Here is a 23065-nt window from a genome sequence, read left to right as displayed (position 1 = left end):
GGCGGCGCCTTACTCCCAGGATGAGCGGCCGCGCAGGGCTTTCAGGCCAATATCGTGGCGCAGTTGCTTGCCGCGGAAGTTGATCTTCTCGCACGCTTCGTAGGCAAGGTCGCGCGCTTCCTCGAAAGAAGGCCCGGTGCCGACCACGGTGAGCACGCGTCCGCCATTGGTGACCAGTTCACCGTCGGCATTGTGGGTGGTGCCAGCGTGGTAGACGGTGACGCCCGGCATCTCTTCGGCCTCTTCGATGCCAAGGATGACGTCGCCTTTCGGATAGCTGCCCGGGTAGCCCTCGGCTGCCAGCACCACGCCAACGGCCCAGTCGTCAGCCCAGTCAAGGTCGATATCGTCGGCGCGCCCTTCGGCCACCGCCAGCATCACATGCCCCAGGTCGCTCTTGAGGCGCGGTAGCACCACTTGCGTTTCCGGGTCGCCGAAGCGCACGTTGAACTCGACGATCTTCGGGCCATCTTCGGTCAGCATGAAACCGCCGTAGAGCGTGCCGCGGTAGTCGTGCGCTTCACCATCGGCGCCCGTTGCGGCTGCCGCGCGCGCCATGATGTCAACCATGGTGGCCATCTCGTCATCGGTCACGATGGGCACGGGGCTGTACACGCCCATGCCGCCGGTGTTTGGGCCGGTATCGCCATCGTAGGCGCGCTTGTGGTCTTGCGACGGCGCCATAGGGAAGCTGCGGCCGTTGGTGACGAAGCTGAGCATGCTGCATTCTGGGCCGCGCATGCATTCCTCGATGACCACCTTCGCGCCTGCATCGCCGAACGCGCCGTTGAAGCACGCGCGCACCGCCTCTTCGGCATCTTCGAGCGTTTCGGCAACCACGACGCCCTTGCCCGCAGCTAGGCCGTCGGCTTTCACCACGATGGGCGCGCCCTGCTCGCGGATGTATGCCAGCGCCGGTTCGAGCGCCTCGAACGCCGCGTAGGCAGCCGTGGGTATCTGGTTCACTTCCATGAAGCGCTTGGCGAACTCCTTGGAGCCCTCTAGCATGGCGCCTCCCCGATCGGGGCCGAACACGGCGATGCCAGCTTCGCGCAGTTCGTCGGCCACGCCTGCCACCAGCGGCGCTTCCGGCCCGATGACGACCAGCCCCACGTTGTGGTTGCGCGCGAAGTCCAGCACAGCAGCGGCATCTTCCGGATCGAGCGCGATGTTTTCAGCCACCGCGCTGGTGCCGCCGTTGCCGGGTGCCACGAAGAGGGCATCAGCGAGCTCAGACTCGCTCAGCGCCTTCGCGATGGCATGTTCGCGGGCGCCGCTTCCCAAAACCAAAATGTTCATGCTCATATCCTCCAGGACCGTGCGTGATCGCTCTTGCGGTGTTGCTGCTGTGGTCTATCTTGCCATATCCGCTTCGGCCTCGAGCCAATCTTCGCGGATGATCGTTTGGTCGCGGTCGGGCCCCACGCTGATCAGGCTCATGGGCACGCCGCCCAGCTCTTCCAGGTATTCGATGTAGCGCCGCGTGTTCACGGGCAGCTCCATGTAATCGCGCACGCCGCTGAGGTCGTGCCCCTTCCAGCCAGGCAGTTCCTCGTAGACCGGCTTGGCGTGGAACAGCACGCTCTGTTGCATGGGGAAGTAGTCGTATTCCTTGCCGTCGCATTCGTAGGCCACGCATACTTTGATGGTGTCGAAGGCCGAGAGCACGTCCAGCTTGGTCAACGCCACGTGCGTCAGGCCGTTCACCTGGGCGGCGTAGCGCGCGATGACCGCGTCGAACCAGCCGCAGCGGCGCTTGCGTCCCGTGGTCACGCCGTACTCGTGACCTTCTTGGCAGAGCGTTTCGCCGTCAGCGGCGTCTTGGCCGGTGCCGCCGTCTTCGGCGAACTTCAATTCGGTGGGGAAGGGGCCGCCGCCCACGCGCGTGACGTAGGCCTTCTGGATGCCGAGCACGCGGCCGATCTCGCCCGGGCCCACGCCGGCGCCCGTGCAGGCGCCGCCTGCTACGCAGCTGGAAGAGGTCACGTAGGGGTAGGTGCCATGGTCAATGTCGAGCATGGTGCCCTGCGCGCCCTCGAACAGGATGTTCTTACCCTGGCGTAGCGCTTTGCTGAGAAGCTGGGCGGTTTCCCACACGTGGTCGCGCAGGATGCGAGCGTAGGGCAGGTACTCTTCGCAGATCTCTTCCACGGTGTAGGTTTGCAGGCCGTATATCTTCGAGAGGATGGGATTCTTCTGGGCCAGTGCCGTTTCCACTTTGAGGCGGAAGATCTTCTCGTCAAGCAGGTCCTGCATGCGGATGCCGCGCCGGGCCGCCTTGTCTTGATAGCACGGGCCGATGCCGCGTTTGGTGGTGCCGATCTGATTGGTGCCGAGGCGCTTCTCTTCGGCGCCGTCGAGCGCTTTGTGATAGGGCATGATGACGTGCGCGTCGCAGCTGATGCGCAGTTTGTCGCAGCTGATGCCCTCGCCTTCCAGCAGCGCCATTTCCTTCACCAGCACGCCGGGGTCTACCACGACGCCGTTGCCGATGACCGGCACCGCGTCGGGGTGCACCACGCCAGAGGGCATGAGATGAAGGGCGAGCTTGGTGTCGCCGTGGATGACGGTGTGCCCGGCGTTGTTGCCGCCCTGGAACCGCACCACGTAGTCGAAGTCGCGGGAGATGAGGTCGGTGATCTTACCTTTTCCCTCGTCGCCCCATTGCGTGCCTACCAATACTGTGGATGGCATCTGAAGTCCTTTCAGCGGGTTCGTTGCCTTACTTGCTCATTCTAGACCGGAATGGCGGTTTGAACAGAAGAACCAGAACGGCGAGCGCTAGAATCAGGCCGAAGGCCACCATGACCACGCCGAGCGCTGTGTAGGCCAGGCTACCGGTCACGCGGCTTTCCATGAAGACGGGCACGCCGACCAGGAGCAGCAGCGCGCACAGGAAGGTGCACACGGCGATCTTCACGTAGTAATGGACGCGAATAGGCTTGTCGGGGTCGGCCGCTGCGGGCAGGTTCGCCACCGGTTGCTGCGGCTGTGGAAGGCTCTCGGCTGCATGCGGTGTCGGCAGATGTTGAACTGGCGGCTGCTGTGTGGGCAGTTGCTGCGCGGGCGGCCGTTGAGTTTGGCCCGTGCAAGGGTCGGCCGCTGCGGGCGGTTGCGAAGATTCGTGGTGCTCTTGGCGATGACCGTCCACGGTCATACTCGCGATTCGTCGAACCAGTCCCCGAAGCGGGTGAACTCGGGGTTGAAGGACAGCGGGATGTCACGCAGTGCGCCGTTGCGGTGCTTCGCCACTAATAACTCGGCTTTGCCTAGTTCGGGCCGCCCGTTCTCTTCGGCTTCGGTCTCGTCCATGCTGCGGTCGATGAACATGACGATATCGGCGTCCTGTTCGATGGAACCCGATTCGCGCAGGTCGGCGAGCATGGGACGCTTCTTGCCGCGCATCTCCACTGCGCGATTCAGCTGCGAGAGCGCGATCACGGGCATGTCCATCTCTTTCGCCATGATCTTCAAACCGCGCGATATCTCGCCCACCTCCACCGCGCGATTGCCGTCGCGGCGCACTTGCGGCGGCTGCATCAGTTGCAGGTAGTCCACGATGATGAGGCCCTCTTTGTCGGTGCCGATGACGTGGCGCAGTTCGCGGCGCGCCTTCGCGCGCGCTTCCATGATGGAGAGGCCGGGCGTGTCGTCGATGAACATTTCCAGCTTGCTCAGCTTAGCGGAAGCGTCGGCGATCATGCCCCAATCGGCCTCAGACACCTTGCCGCTGCGAATGCGCGACAGGCTGACACGCGCTTCGCTGCCTAGGATACGCTGGGTGAGCTGTCCGGCGCTCATCTCCAAGCTGAAGAAGGCGACGGCGGTTCCCAGTTTTGCCGCGTTGGTTGCCAGATTCAGCGCGAAAGAGGTTTTGCCAACACCGGGTCGTGCCGCGATGATGGCCAGATCTCCGCCGCGCAGCCCGTGGAAAAGCTCGTCAACATCGCGGAAGCCCGTTGGCACGCCCACGATGCTGTTGCCCTGTTGCGAGAGACGGCTGAGTTCCTCGAAGGCCTCGCCTACGAGAGCATCCATGCGGGTGAAGCTGGACGATACGCGCTTCTCGGTAACGTTGAAGAGGGCATGCTCGGCTTCCTCGACCACTTCGTTGAGGTCTTCGGGTGCGTCGTAGGCAAGGGCGTTGATCTCGGCGGCTGCACGAATGAGCTCGCGCTGAATAGCTGTGCGCTTCACGATGTGCACGTGGCGCTGCCAGTTAGTCAAGGCGAACGTGTTCGCGTTCAGATCGGCCAGGTACATGCGGCCGCCCGCAGCATCAAGCTGGCCTTTGGCATTCAGTTTGTCTGCGAGCGAGATGGGGTCAGGTTGTTGACCGTCGCGCACCATCTCGAAGATGGATTCGAAGATGATACGATGTGAAGTGCGGAAGAAGTTCTCCGCTTTCAGAGCGATGGCGATCTCGTCGGCCACGTCTGCATTGAGGATGCAGGCAGCCAATACCGACTGCTCTGCTTCTATATCGCTGGGGAGCTGTGCGTGCTTACCAGGCGACTCCACCATGGGAATCGCCTGGTAGCTCGTGTTGTCTGCGTTCGCGGGCACCTACTCAGCGGTCTCTTCAGCGACCACTTCGTCAGCGACGTCCGCTACGGCCTCGGCAGCAACAACCTCTTCGGCAGCCTCGACTGCTTCTTCGGTTGCTTCCTCAACCGTTTCCGCCACAGCTTCGCCTTCCTGCTCGGTCAGAGCGGCACGGCTCGCAGCGTCGCCTTCCACTACCACGTTGAGGGTAGCCTTGATGGCGCGGTAGATGTTCACAGGCACCGGATAGCTGCCAGTTGCTTTGATGGGCTTGCCCAGCTCGATGCGGCGGCGGTCCACCTCGATGCCCAGCTGATCCTTGATGGCATCAGCGATCATGGGAGCGGTGACCGAACCGAACAGCTGGCCCTCTTCGCCCAGCTGCACTTCCACGCGCACCGTGGCGCCGTCCATCTTCTCCACGAGTGCGTTAGCGTCGGCGACGCGCACTTCCTCGCGCTTCTCGATGTTCTTGCGGCGCTCTTCCAGCTGCTTCAAATTGCCAGGCGTGGCCTTGACGGCATAGCCCTGGCGCAGCAGATAGTTGTTCGCGAAACCGCGGGAGACGTCGATGACGTCGCCTTCGCCGCCGCGGCCGCGCACTTCTTTAAGAAGGATAACCTGCATGTGAATGCCCCCTATCTGTTGCGGCGACGATCGCCACGCCCGCTGACCGCAGGCACCGAATAGGGAATGAGCGCCATGGTGCGTGCGCGCTTGATGGCTTGCGCCAGATCGCGCTGGTGCTGGTTGCACGCGCCCGTGACGCGACGCGGCTTGATCTTGCCGCGGTCGGTCGTGTATTTGCGCAGCATCTGAGTATCTTTGTAGTCGATAAACTCCACGTCTTCTTTGCAGAATTGGCACTGCTTGCGACGAGGCTGCTTAGCGTAATCGGCCATGTTAACCTCTCAACTTTCTAAAATGGGATGTCTTCGTCGTAAACCGAAGCATTGGTGTCGACAGCGGGCATCGCCGGGGCGCTGTATGCGGAGGGATCGTGAGAAGCGTAGCTCCCCTGACCGCCCTGGCCGCCTTGGCCACCGTTGGCGCGGCTCATGAATTCCAGGTCGTCCACGATCACTTCGATCTTGGACCGCTTTTGACCGTCGCGCTCCCACTGGCTCCAGCGCAGCTTGCCTTCGATGGTCACTTTGGTGCCCTTCGTCAGATACTGTGCCACGTTGGCTGCGCGCGTACCGAACATCGTGCAATCAATGAAGTTGGCGTAATCTTCCCATTCGCCGGTCTGATTGTTCTTGCGGCGATCGTTCACGGCTACGCCCATCGAGAGAATGGATGTGCCCGATGCGGTGGTGCGCACTTCGGGGTCGCGGGTCAGGTTCCCAGATATCACAACACGGTTGATGCTCATTGTCTCCTCTTTCCTTCGCTAATCGCGGTCAGGGCGGTTCACGATCATGTGACGCTCTACCGCATCGTTAATGCGCAGCACGCGATCAAGCTCTGCGATGCTTTGCGGGTCAGCGTGGAAATCGATGAGGGTGTAGTCGGCCTCGGCCAGACCATTCACCTCATAAGCTAGTTTGCGCTTGCCCCAATCGTCAATGTTGTCGATGGTGCCTTTGCCATCGGCGATAGCGGTCTCGATGCGCTTCATGGCGCCAGCGCGAGCCTCTTCGTCAATGGTCGGAGCGACAAAGAACAGCAGTTCATAAGCCTTCATCAGCTCACCTCCTTTGGTCTAAACGGCCCCGGATAGGTGTCAGATGTTCCCGGGGCAGGACAACTTGCCCATTGTAGCAGAGTTGTCAGCCGATGGAAGCGCTTTTCCGCTCCGTATCCACAATGCCGTTCGTAGTGCGTTGACGCATCGTTTGATGCTGCCATAGTGCGTTATCGCGTCGCTGAGCGCGGAAGGCAAGCCGGAGGTCGGGGAGAAGGACGGCTTGCCTTCTTCGCGTTGCTGCAAGGTTAGGATCGTGCGGCGCCCGAGCGGTCAGGCTGTGGGGCGCCGCCATCTCCGAACCTGATGCCACTATAGCCATGCCACCTGGCGTCTCGGTATCACGCTGGTGGTATCTAAAATGCGTGCATTTTGAGGAATTTCCTCTGTTTGAGCATAGTCGATCAAATTCCATTCGGGCTGTTTTGCTCATTGATTCTGTATAGATTCTGGCATCAGCTTAGTTCAGGTTTAGCTCAATTCTGACCCGATTCTGATTTAGTTCTGAATCACTCCGTAGCAGAAACGAGCCTTGACGGTATCCCAAAAAAGGGACATGGAAAAAAGAGATTCGATCTATGATCGAGCTGGTGCTTCGGTACGATGATGCGGTAGGGTGAAACGGCACTGCAATAAAAAAAGCCCCGCAGGGCTCTTGAAGAGTCAAATTGCCGCCTACGCGGCGCTTGCGAACAAGCATTTGTGGCTATGCCGTATTTTGACTCGCAGTGACATCCCGACTGGTTATCCAACATTCGACTTGTTGTTTACGTAAGTCGAATCAAGAAGCCGCCCACTGAAGGATCTGCACATCGCCGCTTGCGCAACGATCGGCATCTAGCGATGCCTGATTGGTGTTATAATGAATACATAGAATATGTGTATTCAGGAGGCGAGGTATATGCCAACCACCATCAGACTCGAACCAGAATTGGAAGCAAGGTATCGGAAGCTTGCAGAGGATACCGGACGGTCTCAGGCGTACTACTTCAGGCAAGCACTTGAGAACGAGATAGACGATCTTGAATGGACTTACCATATTCTGCGCACCGCTGAAGAGGTCAGATCCGGCAAGCAGAAGACTTACTCTCTTGCAGAGGTGCGTGAGGAACTTGGGCTATAGCGTCAGGATCGCCGATAGTGCAAAGAAGGATCTTGAGAAGCTGTCACATGAAGCTGCGGGGCGCATCATGGATGCCCTGGATGATCTTGATGGCACCGAAGACCCTAGGAGCAAGGGAAAGGCCCTCACAGGCCCTCTTAGAGGCTTCTGGCGCTATCGTGTGGGCGACTATCGAATCGTATGCGAGCTCAATGACAACGAACTTCTTGTGCTTGTTATCACGGTTGGTCACAGAAGCACGATCTATCGAAATAAATAGATGAAAGGTGCTGAAGCGTGGCACCTTTCGTCTAGGCGTTTTGGAGCAGTGACAAACCGACTGGTTATTCGACCTTGACGCACGGTCACCCACCGAGGCGTCTCGGTATTGGTTTTGCATCTTCGGGCGTTAGCGCACCTGCTCACCGGCAACGTATACGGCGGCAATGGGAATGGCGGGAATATCCTCTGGGTCGATCGTGAGCGGATCGGCTTCTAACACGGTTATATCGGCGAACATGCCCGGTCGCAGACTCCCCAGTTCGTGCTGGCGTCCAGCGGCTGCGGCGCTGCCTTGCGTAGCGGCGCGCAGGGCCTCCGCCACAGTGATGCGTTCGTGAGGTAGCCAGCCACCTTCTGGCTCGCGTGTTTGCGCGTCTTTGCGCATGACAGCAGCATAAATGACGGCCAGAGGATCAATGTCGGTCACAGGCGAATCGGTGCCGAATGCCAATGAAGCGCCCGCATCCAGCAGCGAGCGAAACGGCCACATGAATCGAACGCGCTCTGCGCCAAGGTCGCGCTCGGGGCCGCCAGGGTCCAGCGTGATATGGCGCGGCTGCACCGACGCGATCACGCCTAACTGCGCCATGCGCGCGATATCGTCAGGCTGGAAGTTCTCCAGATGCTCGAGCGCCACCGCAGGTGGTACGTCGCGGATCTCAGCGTCCGCCTCACCCTTCGCCTTCGCCGCCGCCCTTAGCGCAGCGTCAGCCCCCGCCTTCGCCTCAGCAAGCGCCCGCTCGTAGATATCAAGCGCCTGATGGATAGCTTCATCGCCAATAGCATGGATGCGCACACCGTCACCTGCGACCACCGCCGCGCGTACCATCGCGTCCAGAGCGGCAGGCTCCACCGTGGGTCGTCCGCAATCGTCTGCAAAGCGCGCGTTCGCGTACGGCTCGCGCACCCATGCGGTGTGCTGGCTGGATACGCCATCGAAGAACTGCTTGTACCCGCGTGCTTGCAGCAAGGGACCGCGCAGCCGCTCTTGTAGCTGCTTCAAGCGCTGCGTGTCGGGCAACAGAGTGGGGAACAGGTGCGTGCGCAGCGTCAACTCGCCGTCGTTCAGCAGCTGCTCGAACAGGTCGTCGCGCACGAAATCCAGCCCGGGCGTAGCCGTCAGCGCCGTGTCGCACACCGCTGTTACCCCATGCGCGTTCAGGTGCGCCTGAAAGCTGCGGTAGGCATCTAAAAGCTCGGCGTCAGAGAAGGCAGCGGTTATGCGCGGCATCAGCTCCATGGCTGCCGCTTCGCGCACGATACCGGTCAGCTTGCCATCAGCATCCCGCTCGTATTCGCCACCAGCAGGTGGCTGCGCCGCGCGCGTCAACCCCAGTTCGGCCAGCGCGCGCGAGTTCAGCCACAGCGTATGCGCATCGCCCGAATATAGCGCTACAGGCTGGTTGGGGTACACCGCATCCAGCGATGCCTTCGACGGCATGCGCGGTACGTCCCATACGGCCTCGCGCCACCCTTGCGCGAGCAGCCATGAGCCGGTCGGCCGCCGCGCGGCAAGAGGCGCCAAACGCCGCACGCAATCCGCCTCGCTCGTGCCGACGAAGCGGGCCGCCAAAGGAGACGCATACAGCGCTGAATGGAAGAAATGCAGGTGCGCATCGTGGAAGCCGGGCATGATGAACGCATCGCCCAGATTCCGCACCTCGGCCCCATCGCGCACGGGCGCCACACTGCTACCCACGCGGCCAGCAGGCTCCACCCATGTGATGCGGTCGCCGCTGATGCCCACCGCGAGCGCTGCCGCCGCATCGGCCAGCCCGGTGAATACCTTGTGCGAAACCAGTACCTTTTCCGCTTCGATCATCATGTGTCCATCATAGCAATCGGGTATGCTGTGACTGTAATCTCTCGCAGCTTGATGACCCGATCGGCCAGCTACGGGCGTTCACTGAAGACGTGATAGGTGATGCCTTCCCCATTGAGCAATAAGGGCGTAGGTCAGTCAACTGACGCTGCTTCGCTGCTTTTCTGAGCCGCTGATTCAGCTCGGTCCCGGTCATTCAAAGAGAAAGAAATTCCTCGGTGACGCTTCGGGGCATAACGAGCGCGAGGGATGCATGCCAAGCCTCGTTTTGCCCTACCGCACCAGGTCGGTGATCGCCTGGAACAGCGCGGGCTCGTCGGTAGTGCTCTCGTCCCAATCGCTCGTTTGCGGCTCGAGCGGCAACTGGAAGCCAGCGCCTGCCATCACGTCGGCTATCTCCTTGGGCGCCGCTGCCATCCAGCCATATGACCCGAACGCCACCCCGGTGCGACCCTTCGGCGTAAGGCCCTTCAAGTACGTCAGGAATTGCCCCAGAGGCGGCAGCACCGTGCCGTTATGCGTTGCCGATCCCACCGCTACGTATTCCGCATCCATGACCTGCGTCATGATGTCGGAGATATCGCTCACCTGCACGTCGTACAGGCGCACGCTCACGCCTGCCGCCATGAACGCCTCGGCAATGGTCTGCGCCATGCGCGCGGTTGACCCGTACATGGTGGCATACACGACCACAGCCGAACCGTTTGGTCGCAGCGTGCACCACTGCTCGTACGCCTCGAGGATGCGCTCGGTATCCGGGCCGCGCCAGGTCAAGCCGTGCGCGGGCGCGATCATTCGCAGGTCTAGCTGCCGCACCGCCGTGACCGCCTTCGCCGTTTGCTTGGCGAACGGCATGATGATGTTCGCGAAATACTTCTTGGCGCACGCCATCAGCGTGCCCGTGTCCACCTCGTCGGCGAACCGCTGCGAAGTGGCGAAGAACTGTCCGAAGGCATCGTTGGAGAACAAGATGCGGTCCAGCTCGGAGTACGTGACCATGTTGTCGGGCCAGTGCACCATGGGCGTATGAATGAACCGCAGCGTGCGGCTGCCGATGCAGAGGTCCTCGCCGTTTTTCATAGGTAGGAACGTGCGATCCTCACCCACGTACGTTTTCAGGATAGCCAGCCCCTTCGGATCGCTGGTGACGATCTTGGCGTTCGGCGCTGCCTCCAACACGCGCGCAAGACCGCCAGCGTGGTCCTTTTCGCTGTGATTTGAGATGATGATGTCGATCTTCGCCGGGTCCACCACATCGGCCACGCGCTCAAGCAGTTCGTCCTCGAAACCTGGCATGCAGGTGTCGATCAGTGTGATCTGCTCGTCCATGATCAGGTATGCGTTGGTGGTAGAGCCGTAGGGCATGCTGAAGCCGTGGATGTAGCGCTCGTTCCATTCGATGGCGCCGACCCAATAGATATCCGGGCTGATCTGGAATGCTTTGAACATGATGGTCTGCTCCTTATTGCGTTTTTGATGTGCCGATTCTAGCGAATCTGGCGCAGCAGGTGGCGTGCGTGCGGCTAAACGTTATGCGTCCGTACCCTAAAGGAGCGCCGCCTCAAAGGGACAGCGTGGCGATACCGTACGCAACGAACGGAAAGACGAGCGCGAAACCAAGACAGAGCACTCGAGAACGCGTTGTTCGCAGCGTGGGGACGCGGGGGAAGCGCCGCTGGATGTCGCGCTTGTCCATGAGAAGGTAGGCGAGCGCACCGGGGGAAACGCTGCCGGTGGCATAGCCGAACAGTACGCGGCCCCACGGAGCGAAATCAGCCAGGGAGTCGGTCGGCTCGAGCACGAGCGACGTCGTAGCAGCAGTGAAGAGCAGCCAGGTGGCAACAAGGAGCACGTTCCAGATGAGCCCTGCCCAGCGTGGAATGCGGGTGCGTAGGGCCCGGGGCGCCTCTGCCGCGGTGAGCACGCGGAACAGCGCGGGTTGCTTGACCGGGTTGCTGCGGCCCTGTGCGGGCTGACCAGCTGGGACTTTGAGGGCTAGTGCGGGCTGACCAGCGCCAGCATCGCCCGCATCGCGCGGTGGCGCCTGAGACGCACACGCTGTCTGCTCCAGAGCGCAGGTGAATGCTTCCTGCAGCTCGCGCGCGCTGGAAAACCGGTCGCTCGGATCGAATGCCGTCGCCTTCGCCAGCACGGGTCGCAACGCCTCGGGCACCTGCGCATCAACAAATCCGCTGCGAACCAAAGCGGCATCGGCGGTCTGCTCGGTCAAGCAGTAGAACAGAATCATGCCCAGCGCGTACACGTCGCTGCGCTCATCGGTTTGCCCGTACCCGAACTGCTCAGGCGGCGCGTAGCTACGTGTGCCGAAACGGTGCGTGTCGCTCAGCGCGTCATCGCGGTACTCGCGCGCGATCCCGAAATCGATGATGGTCACATTCCCACCGGGCGACACCATGATGTTCGACGGCTTCAGATCCCGGTGGATCATAGGCGGATCGAAGCGCTCATGCAGCTCCCTCACGGCACGGCACAAAGGCTCGAACAGCCGCTGCGCTAGTTCGAGCGACGGATCGAGCCGCCACACCGCATCGGCCAGCGTCTCGCCTTCTACGAACTCCATGATGACCGTGAACGCATCTCCGGTGGAATAACAATCGACGATGCGCGGCACGTGCAAGAATCGCTGCCCTGCGCGCTGCGCCTCCCAGAGCCGCATGTAGGCCGACCCCATTCCGCAATCGACGTCCAGACGCTTGCGGATCAGCGGGCCATGCTCGGCCCCGTTCGACCCCACGAAGAAGACGCGCTCGGTCGTCTCGTGCGGACTTGCTTTCAGCACCGCATCCACGCGATAGCAATCGTCGCGGGCCAGCGCGTCCAAGTATTCTTCCAGTTGCTCATGCATAGATGGCATAGTAGCAAACGCCGAATCCAGTGACGGGCAAACGCCGAGCCCGGCGATGGCGCGGCGGCCGTGCGATCGGCGGGTCAGCAGAGCGTCTCTTCGCCGAATCGGTACAGCTCTTCGTTGGCCTCTTGGAGGCTTGCTCCATGCGTCAGACAGAAGATGATGATGGCATCGCGGCGGCATTTGCAGTACAGCTCGTTGTTGCCCGATGCCTGCAACAGGCGGTTCGCTTCTTTCAGGCTCAGCTTCATGGCGAAGGCAAGCTGGATGGCCTTGTTGCGCCCGGCACCGCGCTCGCCCATGAAGATCTGGTAGCCGAACGTTTCGTTGATATTCGCCTCGCGAATGACCGCTGCACGCTTCAAACCGCGCTCATCGAGCAGCTGCTGCAAGTAGCCGGAAAGCGTGCGTTCCTTCAGCTTGTGGGCGCTGGTGAAAGCGTGCGGGTTGGGAGCATCCAGCAGCTCTTGCAGCAACTCGTCTGTCAGAGGCTCTTTCACCCGCCGCTTCCTCCTTTTGTGCGTTTTCTTGACACTGGTCATTGTAAGGCCGAATGCTCGGCGCGCCCTGCCGATCGAAGATCAAAAGATCAGGCGAGCGTCCACGAAATAACCTCATCATCGAAGGAGATGAGCTGCTCGTAGACAGCCTTCGAGATGGCGCCGTCGAAGTAGACGTTGCCGGTCACCGAGCCGCCAGCGGCCAGACTGCCCGAGTTCAGCTCGTTCTCAGCTTCCGAATAGTACGTAGTGGAGCGCTGTGCGCCCTGCGCGTCTTCGCCCTTCCAGTCGTAGACGTTGAACGACTGGCTGGAGGTGCCGTTGTTGGTGTAGGTGACGGTGATGCCGGTCACTTCGGCGCCGTTGTAGTTCGCAAGGCCCGGCTGCACGGCGTCAACCTGCACCGTCATGCCGTTGTCCAGTTCCACGGCTGTTCCAAGGGCAAGGTTCTCGAAGCTCTCGGGGGCGTTCGCGCTCTCATCGTTCGCGCTGCTCGCCTGCGACTCCGAGGATGAACTGGCGATCGAGGTGGGGCTGTTCGTTGACAGAGCATCGTCGAGCGCGGCGGAGAACAACGCCTGCGTGCCCAGCACAACGATGAACGCGATCACGTTGACGATGATGCCCGCGATGCTGATGCCCTTGCCGCTGCGTTTGCCGCGCGTGACCTGCACCAGACCGATGATGGCGAGGACCAGACCAAGGAGGGCCAAAAGCGCGGCCAGATTGTTGATGATGGGCAAAAACGAGGTGAGCAACGCGATGATGCCGAGCACCAAACCCGTGATGCCCAGTGCAGAGGTTGATGTGCTGGTCGGTGGCGTTGCGGGTTGCGGGCTTTGGTCTGGCGGCACCTGCTGCGGGTTGGTGGGTTGCTGGCTAGGCGTCGGCTGCGGCGCGTTGGCGGGTTGTTGGTAAGGCTGCTGGTCCATGGTTTCCCTTTCGGTTGCGGAGAACGCAGCAGATCGGGCTGCGTTCCTGAATACGCATGCCATAGTAGGGAAGCTGATATGCCATTTCATTAGCTGGCAGCTAAGGTAGCGCGAGCTCGCAGCGTGCAGATACGGTCCGGTCAGACCAGGTGGGCTGCTGCTCTATCGCCGAAAGGCGCTAGCGCGCACAGCGCGCACGTACAAGGCCAGAGCCGCACACATGGGCCGTACGCTCTGGCCGCACGCGCGGGCGCATGCACGGGCTGCGCGCGGGGTCGGCAGGTGTTTCCTTATTCAGCGCAATGGCGTTTGCGCTTGCGGGCGTGCGATGCCCATGCGGTCAGCGCGCACGCGAGCGGAATGGTCAGTAGCGCCACCCAAGCGGGATGTGGCTGGTTCAGTGCGAATGCCATATAGCAGAACCATGCTAAAGCTCCCACCGAATACAGACCTCCGACCAAGGCGCCCACGCTGTGCGTGCCCACGAAGGTGCCGATCACGTAATACAACGGGATGGCGAAGATGAGCAGGAGACCTTCCAGCCACTGCCCGAATGCCAATCCTACGATCAAGTAGGCGAGCAGCGCCACAGCGGGAAAGGGGAAGCGCATCCACGCGCGCCACCGGCGGAGACGTTCCGGCTTTATATCGTTATGCCTGCAGTGCGGGAATTCTTCATGGAGATCGTGGATGCTGTCGAAGGAGCGGTCGTTCACGCGCACGCCATCCCAACCGACATGCACGGTGTCACCCCGTTTGCCGTCAACCACATGCACGTCATCGCGCCAGTTGATGCGCACGTGGTCCTTGCCATCTTGGGCGAAAAAACCATCAGGGCCGATGTGCACTTTCTCATGAGGATCGTTGGGGTGCTGCCATCCGAAGCCAGCGCTCTCAGCTGAATCGGCGGCGGAACCTGCATCGCTTTCGGCTTGAGGATCACGTTCGTTCGAATCGCGTGCGGTTTCGTCGGAGAGGGGGTCCGTCTGATCTGCAGGCTCCGCATAGAGAAGATCATCAAGCGATACGCCATACAGGTTTGCTAGGGCGATCAGATTGTCGGTATCGGGCGACGACTCTGATCGTTCCCACTTCGAGACCGCCTGACGGCTGACGCCCAGCCGCTCAGCCAGCGCTTCTTGCGAAAGCCCTGCGCGGCGTCGGCGCTTTGCCAATCGTTCCGCCATATCGACATTCATGTTCGTACCTTTCTGCTCGGTCTTCGCCTTGGCAGATTACGACAAGCATGCCGGTTGCGCGACCGTCTTTAGTTGGAATCTGGCCGCAATTATAGGTTGCGGCGGGCGGCTGAACAGGCGCTTGGGGGAATCCTGCGCGAAAACCTTTACGCGGGCGGGAAGCGCAAGACCAGATACACCGCCGCGATGCACACCGTCATCAACATCAGCGGAAATCCGGTTTTGAAGTACTGCGCGAAGGTGATGGTGTGACCATTCTTGCGCGAAATGTCGCTAAGCACCACGTTCGCGCTCGCGCCGATGAGCGTGCCGTTGCCACCCAGGCAGGCGCCCAGCGACACCGCCCACCACAGCGGCGTGACGTCCATCCCATCGGCGCCCAGTGCTAGCAGAATGGGGATCATGGTGGCCACGAACGGGATGTTATCCAGGAATGCCGAGATGATGGCCGATCCGAACAGCAACACCAGCATGGTCAGGAACACATTGCCGCCTGTTACGTTCACGAGCCAATCGGCCAGCATGTCGATGACGCCGGTTGCCGTCATGGCGCCCACGATGATGAACAGCCCGGCGAAGAACACCAGCGTGGTCCATTCCACCTGTGCCAGCGCCTGGTCGATGGGCGCACGCGAGATCAGCAAGATCAGCGCGGCGGCACCCAGCGCGATCACGCACGATTCCCACCCCAGCGCCCCATGGAACATGAAGCCAGCGGCCACGACGGCCACCATGCCGATGGATATGCTCATGAGGCGCCGATCCTTCACGTAATCGGCTGGGCGTAGCGTCAGCACTTCGCTCACATCCTGCGGCGCCACGGTCATGGTGCGGCCGTACATCAGATAGAACGCGGCCAGCATGACTACCAAGATGATGGCGACCGCAGGTGCGTCAACAGCGATGAAGTCCACGAACGTGTAGCCCGCTGCCGAGCCGATCATGATGTTGGGCGGGTCGCCGATGAGCGTGGCGGTGCCGCCGATGTTCGATGCCATGATCTCGGTCATGAAGAACGGCACAGGGTTCACTTTCAGCATCTTGCAGATGTTGAGTGTCATGGGGCCGATCAGCAGCACGGTGGTCACGTTGTCCAAAAATGCCGAGAGCAGGGCGGTCAACAGCACGAACAGCAGCATGATGCGCCATGGGTCGCCCTTCGCCAGATGCGCGCATTCTACCGCCAAAAACTCGAACAATCCCGACAGCTTCACCACGCCGATGAACAACATCATGCCGAACAGTACGCCCAGCGTGTTGAAGTCAACATGGGTGAGCGCCTCGTCGAAGGGCATGAGGCCCAGCATGAGCACGAGCGCGGCACCGGTCAGGGCTACCACGGCGCGGTGCACCTTCTCAGAGATGATGACGGCCAGCGCTATCAGGAAGATGGCGACTGAGGTGATCTGGGCAACGTCCATGCGGCGTCCGATCTTTGGGTGGGCGGTCAGCAGGTTGCTTGGATTATAAATGTTCGCAGTGCCCGGTTATACTTATTGTCACGAAAGCATTTCCAGCGGCGGCTGCCTGGTGCGGACGTGTCTGGCGGGCATGTGCGCGAGGGCGGTACGGCGCTGCGGTACGGCGAAGACGGGAGCGGCATGAGTGTGCGGTTCGGCATAGCGAAGGCGACGGCGCGCGGACTCCATTGGGGGCTGACGCATGTGGCGCGGCGCCCGGGTGCGAACCTGCCGGGCAAAGTGGCGTTGAAGCTGGACCCGCAGGCGATCGCAGAGGCGCGTGGCGTGTTGCGGCGGGGCGCGATCATGGTGACCGGCACCAACGGCAAGACCACGGTGAACAATCTGCTCGCCGATTGCATGCAGCGATCCGGCGCGTCGGTGTGCTGCAATCGTACGGGCGCGAATTTGGCATATGGGGTGGCAAGCGCGCTTCTGGAATGCCGTGGCGCCGATTGGGGCGTTATCGAAAGCGATGAGCTGTGGCTGGGCAAGAGCCTGCCAGCGCTGCAGCCCCGCTTTTTGGTGCTGTTGAACTTGTTTCGCGACCAGCTGGACCGCTGTGGCGAGATCGACCACATTCAAGATGTCATCGTGGAGGCGTTGGGGAAAAGCCCCGATACGGTGCTGATCTTCAATGCGGACGATCCGCTGTGTGCCATGGTGGCCGAGCGGGCGGCGGCGCTTCCCGGGCGCGAGGGTACACGGTCGGTGGCGTTCGGCACGGCCGAGCCGATGCATCTTGAGCAGAACGCGGTCAGCGATACCACCATGTGCCAGCGGTGCAGCAGCATGTTGCAGTACGAGTTTCGCCAGTATGGCCAGTTGGGCGCGTATCGGTGTCCGCAGTGCGGGTTTGCGCGCCCCGCGCTGGATTTCGCCGCCACGAACATTCGCTTCACCGCAACCGACTTGACCTTCGATGTTTCACGTGAAACATGCGAGACCCACGCAGATGAAACGGGAGAACAGCGTTTGCATACAGCAGAAAATGTTTCACGTGAAACATCTGCGGTGGTGTTCCCCGTGCATACGCACCTTGCGGGCAGCTACATGGTGTACAACATGCTGGCGGTGGCTGCTGCGGCCACCTGCATGGGGTGCTCGCCTGCCGATATTCAGGCTGCGATCGATGCGTTTGACCCGCATAACGGGCGGCTGCAAGAGTTCTCGGTGGGCAGTCATCGCACGCTGTTGAATCTGGCGAAGAATCCGACCGGCTTCAACCAGAATCTGCGCATCGTGGTGCAGCAGGCGCTTGCTGTACCTGCGATGGATGCGCCTGCGTCCGACACGACTGCGTCTAATGTGGTTGCGGTTGATGCGCCTACGTCTGGTGCGCCTGCGCCTAGCGCGCCTACGTCCGGTACGATTGCGCCCAGTGCGATCGTACCGGACGCGGCTGCAACGGGTGCGAGCGAGTCGCCCGCCTGTGCCATCGCGTTCTTCATCAACGATCGCGATGTGGACGGGCATGACATCTCGTGGATCTGGGATATCGACTTTGAAGAGTTAGGCCGGTTGCCGCACGCACGCGTGTTCGCGGGGGGCGAGCGCAAGCACGATTTGCAGGTGCGCCTGAAATATGCAGGCGTGCAGGCCGAGCTGATAGAGACCATGGAAGATGTGTTCGCGGCCATCGAGAATACTGCGCAGCGTGGGGCCGTTCGCGTGGACGAGAGAACCCGCATGGCCGACGGAGTGAACGGCGAGGACATGCTAGGCCGAACGGCCGGTGGCGGTGCGAACGCAGCTGCCACTTCAAGCTGCATGCCGACCGACGCCGATGTGTATGCGATCGCCAACTACACTGCGCTGGCGCCCGTGCGCGCCGAACTTGAGCGTTTGCAGAAAGAGCGCCCAGCTGTTCAATTCAATGCTGCCCAATCGAGTGTTTCACGTGAAACATCAACTGAGGTGAATTACAGCACAGTAGACGAACTATTACATAATAAGAATGCTGAACATGTTTCACGTGAAACATTAGGGACGTGCGAAGGCGCAAGGGGAGCACGCGAGCGTGAACCGGTGGTCATCGCGCACCTATTCCCCGACCTGCTGAACCTGTATGGCGATGGCGGCAACGTGCGCATTCTGGAACAGCGGCTCCGCTGGCGCGGCATTCCGGTAGAGGTGCGGCGCGTGGAGCACGGCCAGACCATCAATTTCGACGAGGTTGACCTGCTGTTCTTGGGGGGCGGTCCCGACCGCGAGCAAACGCTGGCAGCCGAACAGCTGATGGGCATGCGCGAGGGCATCGCGCGCTATGTGGAAGAGGGCGGCCCGGTGCTCGCCATTTGCGGCGGCTATCAGATCCTGGGCCATACATGGTTGTCTCCCGACGGCGAAGCGCCTGGCTTGGGCGTGCTCGATATCGAAACGCGCCGCGCGGGCACCTCCACTGATCGCCTGATCGACAACATTGCGCTGGCATCGCCGACCGCCGAGCACCCGGTCATCGGCTACGAGAACCATGCGAGCCGCACTTATTTGGGCGCAGGCGTGCAGCCGTTCGGCCGCGTGATCAGCCGCACGGGTCATGGCAACAACGACGCCGACCACGCTGACGGCGCGCTCTATCGCAACGTACTGGGCACCTATCTACATGGCACGTTGTTGGCGAAAAACCCGGAGGTTGCCGACTGGCTGCTGGAACGCGCGCTCTCGCACAATGCTCTGCGTACCGGCGCCCCCACGCCCATCATCGAGCCGCTTGATGACGCGGTCGAGCTAGCCGCGAACGCCGCTTTAGCCGCCAAGCTGATTCCTAAAGGTACTGAGATGGGCGTGCAGAGAAAGCTCAAGCGCGTCGAGCAAGAGCTCGGTGCGTCTGAGCGTAGAATCGAGCGCAAGATCGAGCAGGAGATCGCAAAGGGACCCGGCCGATGATGCGCATCAACATCGTGGCGGTCGGCAAGCTGAAAGAGCGCTTCTGGGCGCAAGCGTGCGACGAGTACCTCAAGCGCTTGAGCGCATATGCCGAGGTGGCGGTGGTTGAAATCCCCGACGTGGATCCTTCGCATTGCGGCGTTGCACAGGCGCTCGATCGCGAGGCCGACGCCATTCTGCGCGCCGTTCCCTCCGATGCGTTCACCATTTTGCTCGCCATTCGCGCGAAGGAGTTCTCAAGCGAGCAGCTGGCCGCCAAGTTGGACGACCTAGCGCTTTCGGGTCGCAGCACCATCGCGTTCATCATCGGCGGCAGTCACGGAGTGGCGCGCACGGTGGAAGCCCGAGCCGACATGCGCGTGTCCTTCGGTCCTATCACGCTGCCGCACAACCTTGCGCGCGTCGTGCTGCTCGAACAACTCTACCGCGCCTTCAAGATCAATCGCGGCGAACCGTACCACAAATGAAGATGGCGAAGAGCGGTGAAAGGCGGCAAAGCGGCGCGCTTCACGTTCAGGCACGCTGAGATGAGGCGGCAAAGCGGCGCGTTCCACATGTGGCCACGGCAGAATGAAGCCAGCGAAAGCCAACGCGCTTCACGCGCGGCCGCGTTCGCTGCGTGTAGAATGTTTCACGTGAAGCATTCTTTTGGCTGCGAAACCATGAAGAAGGCGAAATGGTCGCGAACGACGAGAACGGTTGAGACGTCAAGACAGCTCAGCGACCACGAGGCGAACGCAGTCAAAACGGAGAGGCGTCCAAGGAGGCGTGCATGCGGTTCATATCGTGGAACGTAAACGGCATTCGAGCGGTGCTGGGCAAGGGCTTCATGGAAACATTCGACCAGTTCGGTGCCGATGTGTTCGCACTGCAAGAGACGAAATGTCAGGCGGGCCAAGTGGAACTTGACCTGCCTGGCTACCACCAATATTGGAGCTACGCCGAAAAGAAGGGCTATTCCGGCACGGCGGTGTTCTGCCGCGAAGAGCCGCTGCGCGTGCTGCACGGCCTGGGCATCCCGCACTTCGATTGCGAAGGCCGCATCGTGGCGTGCGAATTCGACCACTTCTGGTTCGTGGATTGCTATACGCCCAATTCGCAGAACGAGTTGGCGCGCATCGACTATCGCATGGAATGGGACGACGCCTTCCGCGACTTCTGCAAGGGCCTGGAGGCAGGTACGCTGCCCGATGGCACGCACACGGTGGGCAAGCCGGTGGTCATGTGCGGCGATTTCAATGTGGCGCACAACGATATCGACCTGAAGAATCCCGGCCCCAACCGCGGCAAGTCGGGTTTCAGCGATGAAGAGCGCGGCAAGATGACCGAGCTGCAATCAGCCGGTTTCGTGGACACGTTCCGCCGCGTACATCCTGACGCGACCGGCCGCTATACGTGGTGGAGCTACCTGCGCAAAGCGCGGCGCACGAATGCGGGCTGGCGCATCGACTACTTCCTCGTAAGCGAGAGCCTTGCGCCCCGCATCGCGGATGCGAGCATCTACGACGAGGTGTATGGCAGCGATCATTGCCCAGTTGGGCTGGAATTGGAACTGTGACGGGCGGCAATGTTGAACGCGCGTGCGTGCCGGGCCGCCGCTCGGGTGCGCTCATGAAGAGAAGAGGAACTCACATGGATACACGCAAGATCGAAGAGGGTGTGCGGCTGATTCTGGAAGGGGTAGGCGAAGACCCCGACCGCGAAGGACTGCGCGAGACCCCGGCGCGGGTAGCGCGCATGTATGAAGAGGTGTTTGCAGGGCTGGCCGAGGACCCCACCAACCATTTCCTGAAAACGTTCGATGAGGGGCACGAAGAGATGGTGCTCGTGCGCAGCATTCCATTCTATAGCATGTGCGAGCATCACCTAGTACCCTTCTTTGGGCATGCGCACATCGCGTACATCCCTGGGTCGAGCGGCCGCATCTGTGGACTGTCGAAGTTGGCGCGCCTGGTGGATGCGTTCGCGAAGCGTCCGCAGGTGCAAGAACGGCTGACTACGCAGGTCGCCGACACGCTGATGGAGCAGCTGACGCCGCGCGGGGTCATCGTGGTAATGGAAGCGGAGCATCTGTGCATGAGCATGCGTGGCGTGAAGAAGCCGGGTGCGCTGACCACGACCAGTGCGGTGCGCGGGGCGTTCGCCACTCATTCGGACACGCGCGCCGAAGCGCTGTCGCTGTTGCGCGGTTAGGTTGTTGCGCGGCTCGGTTGCTGCATGCGTGCCGCAAGGTCAGACCGTGGCGCCGCGCGTCCATCGTATAATGGGACGATGCGAAACCAACCGAAAGGCTGAATCATGAAATGCGTCATCTCTGTGCTGGGCAAGGACCGCACCGGCATCGTGGCGGCCGTGGCCACCGTGTTGACTGAATGCGGTGCCAACATCGACGATATCAACCAGACCATTTTGGGTGAGGATGAAATATTCAGCATGACCATGTTGGTGACGTTGGTACCCGAAGCAGCCGATTTCAACACGGTGCAGGAGCGCCTGAACGCTGCCGGGCGCGAACTGGGTACGCAGATCACCATTCAGCGCGAAGACGTGTTCCGCTTCATGCACGAGATCTAACGGTTATTCGCTCGACCGTTAGATCGGCCAGCCAGCCGATCGGTTTTCAGCCATTTGCCTGGTCGCTCATTTGGTGAACCGCTCGGTCGCCTGTTAGCCGCCTAACTGCCCGTTCGTCCATTCATTCGAACGGATAGCCGCTTGATCGCTCCTATAGGTCGATCAGGGCGTAATCGTCCCTGTCTTGCACCCTCGATAGTGGTAGATCGGAAATCCCAAATTTCTGATATAATGTGTCATACGTCATACAAAGGAGATCGGTATGAGCAAGATGGTGTCGGCACGCGTCTCGGATGCGCTCTACGAACGCGGTAGCGCGCAGCTGGAAGCGCTGGGCGCCACGGTTAGCGAGCTGATAACCTCAGCATTTGAATACGTGCTCAAAGAGCAAACGCTCCCTTGTGCAGCCTCGGGCGCCAACGCAGTCGACGCAAACGCGCGCACTCTCTCGAAAGAGAAGGCTGACTTCCTGAAAGGTTTCCTTCACGATTGCACGCTGAACGTGAGCATTCCCGCAGATGTCTCGTATGACAAGCAAGCTATCTGCGCCGCTCGAGAGAGCCGCCATGAAACTGCTGCTTGATACTAATATTCTCATAGATTTGGTTGCTGATCGGGCGCCTTATGCCGAGGATGTTCGCAAGTTGTGCATTGCGGCAGTGTTCGGGGATGTTCAGCTGTGGGTCAGCGCTCAGTCGTACGCAGACGCCTTTTGTGTGCTCAGGAAAGAGGCATCCAAGCGGGCGGTCAAGAACGCCCTGCTGGCTACGCTCGACATGCTTTTGCCCTGCGGAACGTATGCATCTGATCTGCGTGCGGCCCTCGAATCAGATTGGCCTGATGTGGAGGATTATCTGATCGCCGCTTCAACCAAGCATATTGGTGCTGACATCATAGTCACGCGCGATTCTGAAATGATGCAGCGAGGGCCTGTGCCTACCATGACGGCGGAAGCTGTTCTGTTGAAGCTGCAAGATGAGCGTGGCCTCGTGTACGACGATATTGCGTTGTAAATCGAAAAACACTAACGCGTACGAGTTGTCATACGGGGTGCTATCGCAAAAAGCGTGCTCGCAGAAAATGCTCTCTCAAAAGATATTGTCATGGGGATGGTGCTTTGAAAATCGGGGTTAATTCTCAAAAAGTGTGTCCGGAATGGCCAACAATTCCCAGATCACGATGGGAAAACCATGGCTAAAAGTTG

At 60.8% G+C, this 23065-nt stretch carries 24 protein-coding genes; 9 read left to right on the top strand and 15 right to left on the bottom strand.

Going from position 1 to position 23065, the window contains the following annotated elements:
- Positions 1-9: 9 nt before the first annotated feature.
- From purD to rpsF, 8 genes are read right to left on the bottom strand one after another with little or no spacing between them, the layout of a single operon-like run.
- Positions 10-1299 (bottom strand): phosphoribosylamine--glycine ligase, encoded by a 1290-nt coding sequence (gene purD, locus NFR19_RS03350; protein ID WP_251212371.1) that lies wholly within the window; start codon positions 1297-1299, stop codon positions 10-12.
- Between the two features lie 54 nt (positions 1300-1353).
- Positions 1354-2694 carry an adenylosuccinate synthase gene (locus NFR19_RS03345; protein WP_251212370.1) on the bottom strand — a complete coding sequence of 447 codons (1341 nt, stop codon included), beginning with the start codon at positions 2692-2694 and terminating at the stop codon, positions 1354-1356.
- 28 nt (positions 2695-2722) lie between these two features.
- Positions 2723-3157 carry a hypothetical protein gene (locus tag NFR19_RS03340; RefSeq protein WP_251212369.1) on the bottom strand — a complete coding sequence of 145 codons (435 nt, stop codon included), beginning with the start codon at positions 3155-3157 and terminating at the stop codon, positions 2723-2725.
- Positions 3154-4524, bottom strand: coding sequence for a replicative DNA helicase (dnaB, locus tag NFR19_RS03335; protein ID WP_251212429.1), 1371 nt, complete (start codon positions 4522-4524; stop codon positions 3154-3156). The genes NFR19_RS03340 and dnaB overlap by 4 nt, the downstream gene beginning before the upstream one ends.
- A gap of 42 nt (positions 4525-4566) precedes the next feature.
- Positions 4567-5172, bottom strand: coding sequence for a 50S ribosomal protein L9 (rplI, locus tag NFR19_RS03330; RefSeq protein ID WP_251212368.1), 606 nt, complete (start codon positions 5170-5172; stop codon positions 4567-4569).
- Positions 5173-5183: 11 nt separating this feature from the next.
- Positions 5184-5447 carry a 30S ribosomal protein S18 gene (rpsR, locus tag NFR19_RS03325; RefSeq protein ID WP_251212367.1) on the bottom strand — a complete coding sequence of 88 codons (264 nt, stop codon included), beginning with the start codon at positions 5445-5447 and terminating at the stop codon, positions 5184-5186.
- Between the two features lie 17 nt (positions 5448-5464).
- Positions 5465-5920 (bottom strand): single-stranded DNA-binding protein, encoded by a 456-nt coding sequence (locus tag NFR19_RS03320; protein ID WP_251212366.1) that lies wholly within the window; start codon positions 5918-5920, stop codon positions 5465-5467.
- A gap of 18 nt (positions 5921-5938) precedes the next feature.
- Positions 5939-6232: a 30S ribosomal protein S6 gene (gene rpsF, locus NFR19_RS03315; protein ID WP_251212365.1), complete on the bottom strand. Its 294-nt coding sequence runs from the start codon at positions 6230-6232 to the stop codon at positions 5939-5941.
- 901 nt (positions 6233-7133) lie between these two features.
- On the opposite strand from rpsF, the gene relB reads away from it, so the two are divergent.
- A complete protein-coding gene (gene relB, locus NFR19_RS03310) occupies positions 7134-7355 on the top strand; it encodes a type II toxin-antitoxin system RelB family antitoxin (protein ID WP_251212364.1) in 222 nt (73 codons plus the stop codon).
- Positions 7345-7614: a type II toxin-antitoxin system RelE family toxin gene (locus NFR19_RS03305; protein ID WP_251212363.1), complete on the top strand. Its 270-nt coding sequence runs from the start codon at positions 7345-7347 to the stop codon at positions 7612-7614. The genes relB and NFR19_RS03305 overlap by 11 nt, the downstream gene beginning before the upstream one ends.
- 129 nt (positions 7615-7743) lie before the next feature.
- Here the strand turns inward: NFR19_RS03305 and NFR19_RS03300 are convergent, their stop codons facing one another.
- From NFR19_RS03300 to NFR19_RS03270, 7 genes are all read right to left on the bottom strand, one after another.
- The gene (locus NFR19_RS03300; protein WP_251212362.1) at positions 7744-9441 is read right to left on the bottom strand and encodes an amidohydrolase; all 1698 of its coding nucleotides are present in this window, start codon (positions 9439-9441) and stop codon (positions 7744-7746) included.
- 270 nt (positions 9442-9711) lie between these two features.
- Complete coding sequence (locus NFR19_RS03295) at positions 9712-10887, bottom strand: FprA family A-type flavoprotein (protein WP_251212361.1); 1176 nt, start codon at positions 10885-10887, stop codon at positions 9712-9714.
- Between the two features lie 112 nt (positions 10888-10999).
- The gene (locus NFR19_RS03290; RefSeq protein WP_251212360.1) at positions 11000-12313 is read right to left on the bottom strand and encodes a serine/threonine protein kinase; all 1314 of its coding nucleotides are present in this window, start codon (positions 12311-12313) and stop codon (positions 11000-11002) included.
- A gap of 74 nt (positions 12314-12387) precedes the next feature.
- Complete coding sequence (locus NFR19_RS03285; protein ID WP_251212359.1) at positions 12388-12807, bottom strand: XRE family transcriptional regulator; 420 nt, start codon at positions 12805-12807, stop codon at positions 12388-12390.
- An 89-nt stretch (positions 12808-12896) separates the two neighbouring features.
- Positions 12897-13739: a DUF4352 domain-containing protein gene (locus tag NFR19_RS03280; RefSeq protein ID WP_251212358.1), complete on the bottom strand. Its 843-nt coding sequence runs from the start codon at positions 13737-13739 to the stop codon at positions 12897-12899.
- Between the two features lie 290 nt (positions 13740-14029).
- The gene (locus NFR19_RS03275) at positions 14030-14938 is read right to left on the bottom strand and encodes a helix-turn-helix domain-containing protein (RefSeq protein WP_251212357.1); all 909 of its coding nucleotides are present in this window, start codon (positions 14936-14938) and stop codon (positions 14030-14032) included.
- A gap of 146 nt (positions 14939-15084) precedes the next feature.
- Positions 15085-16359: an ArsB/NhaD family transporter gene (locus NFR19_RS03270; RefSeq protein WP_251212356.1), complete on the bottom strand. Its 1275-nt coding sequence runs from the start codon at positions 16357-16359 to the stop codon at positions 15085-15087.
- Between the two features lie 75 nt (positions 16360-16434).
- On the opposite strand from NFR19_RS03270, the gene NFR19_RS03265 reads away from it, so the two are divergent.
- The 7 genes from NFR19_RS03265 (at position 16435) to NFR19_RS03235 (ending at position 22874) form a co-directional block, all read left to right on the top strand.
- Positions 16435-19287, top strand: coding sequence for a MurT ligase domain-containing protein (locus tag NFR19_RS03265; protein ID WP_251212355.1), 2853 nt, complete (start codon positions 16435-16437; stop codon positions 19285-19287).
- Positions 19287-19754 (top strand): 23S rRNA (pseudouridine(1915)-N(3))-methyltransferase RlmH, encoded by a 468-nt coding sequence (gene rlmH, locus NFR19_RS03260; RefSeq protein WP_251212428.1) that lies wholly within the window; start codon positions 19287-19289, stop codon positions 19752-19754. The genes NFR19_RS03265 and rlmH overlap by 1 nt, the downstream gene beginning before the upstream one ends.
- Positions 19755-20059: 305 nt before the next feature.
- A complete protein-coding gene (locus tag NFR19_RS03255) occupies positions 20060-20845 on the top strand; it encodes an exodeoxyribonuclease III (protein WP_251212354.1) in 786 nt (261 codons plus the stop codon).
- A 74-nt stretch (positions 20846-20919) separates the two neighbouring features.
- A complete protein-coding gene (gene folE / locus NFR19_RS03250; protein ID WP_251212353.1) occupies positions 20920-21480 on the top strand; it encodes a GTP cyclohydrolase I FolE in 561 nt (186 codons plus the stop codon).
- 105 nt (positions 21481-21585) lie between these two features.
- On the top strand, positions 21586-21861 hold the full coding sequence (locus NFR19_RS03245) for an ACT domain-containing protein (RefSeq protein ID WP_251212352.1): 276 nt from the start codon (positions 21586-21588) through the stop codon (positions 21859-21861).
- Positions 21862-22123: 262 nt separating this feature from the next.
- On the top strand, positions 22124-22444 hold the full coding sequence (locus NFR19_RS03240) for a hypothetical protein (protein WP_251212351.1): 321 nt from the start codon (positions 22124-22126) through the stop codon (positions 22442-22444).
- A complete protein-coding gene (locus NFR19_RS03235) occupies positions 22428-22874 on the top strand; it encodes a PIN domain-containing protein (RefSeq protein ID WP_251212350.1) in 447 nt (148 codons plus the stop codon). Before NFR19_RS03240 ends, NFR19_RS03235 begins: the two co-directional genes overlap by 17 nt.
- Positions 22875-23065 lie beyond the last annotated feature (191 nt).

The sequence above is a fragment of the Adlercreutzia murintestinalis genome (assembly GCF_943192905.1).
GTDB lineage: Bacteria > Actinomycetota > Coriobacteriia > Coriobacteriales > Eggerthellaceae > Adlercreutzia_A > Adlercreutzia_A murintestinalis.
The sequence above is the reverse complement of the archived record's forward strand: the minus strand, read 5'-3'. Positions and strand labels throughout refer to the sequence as shown.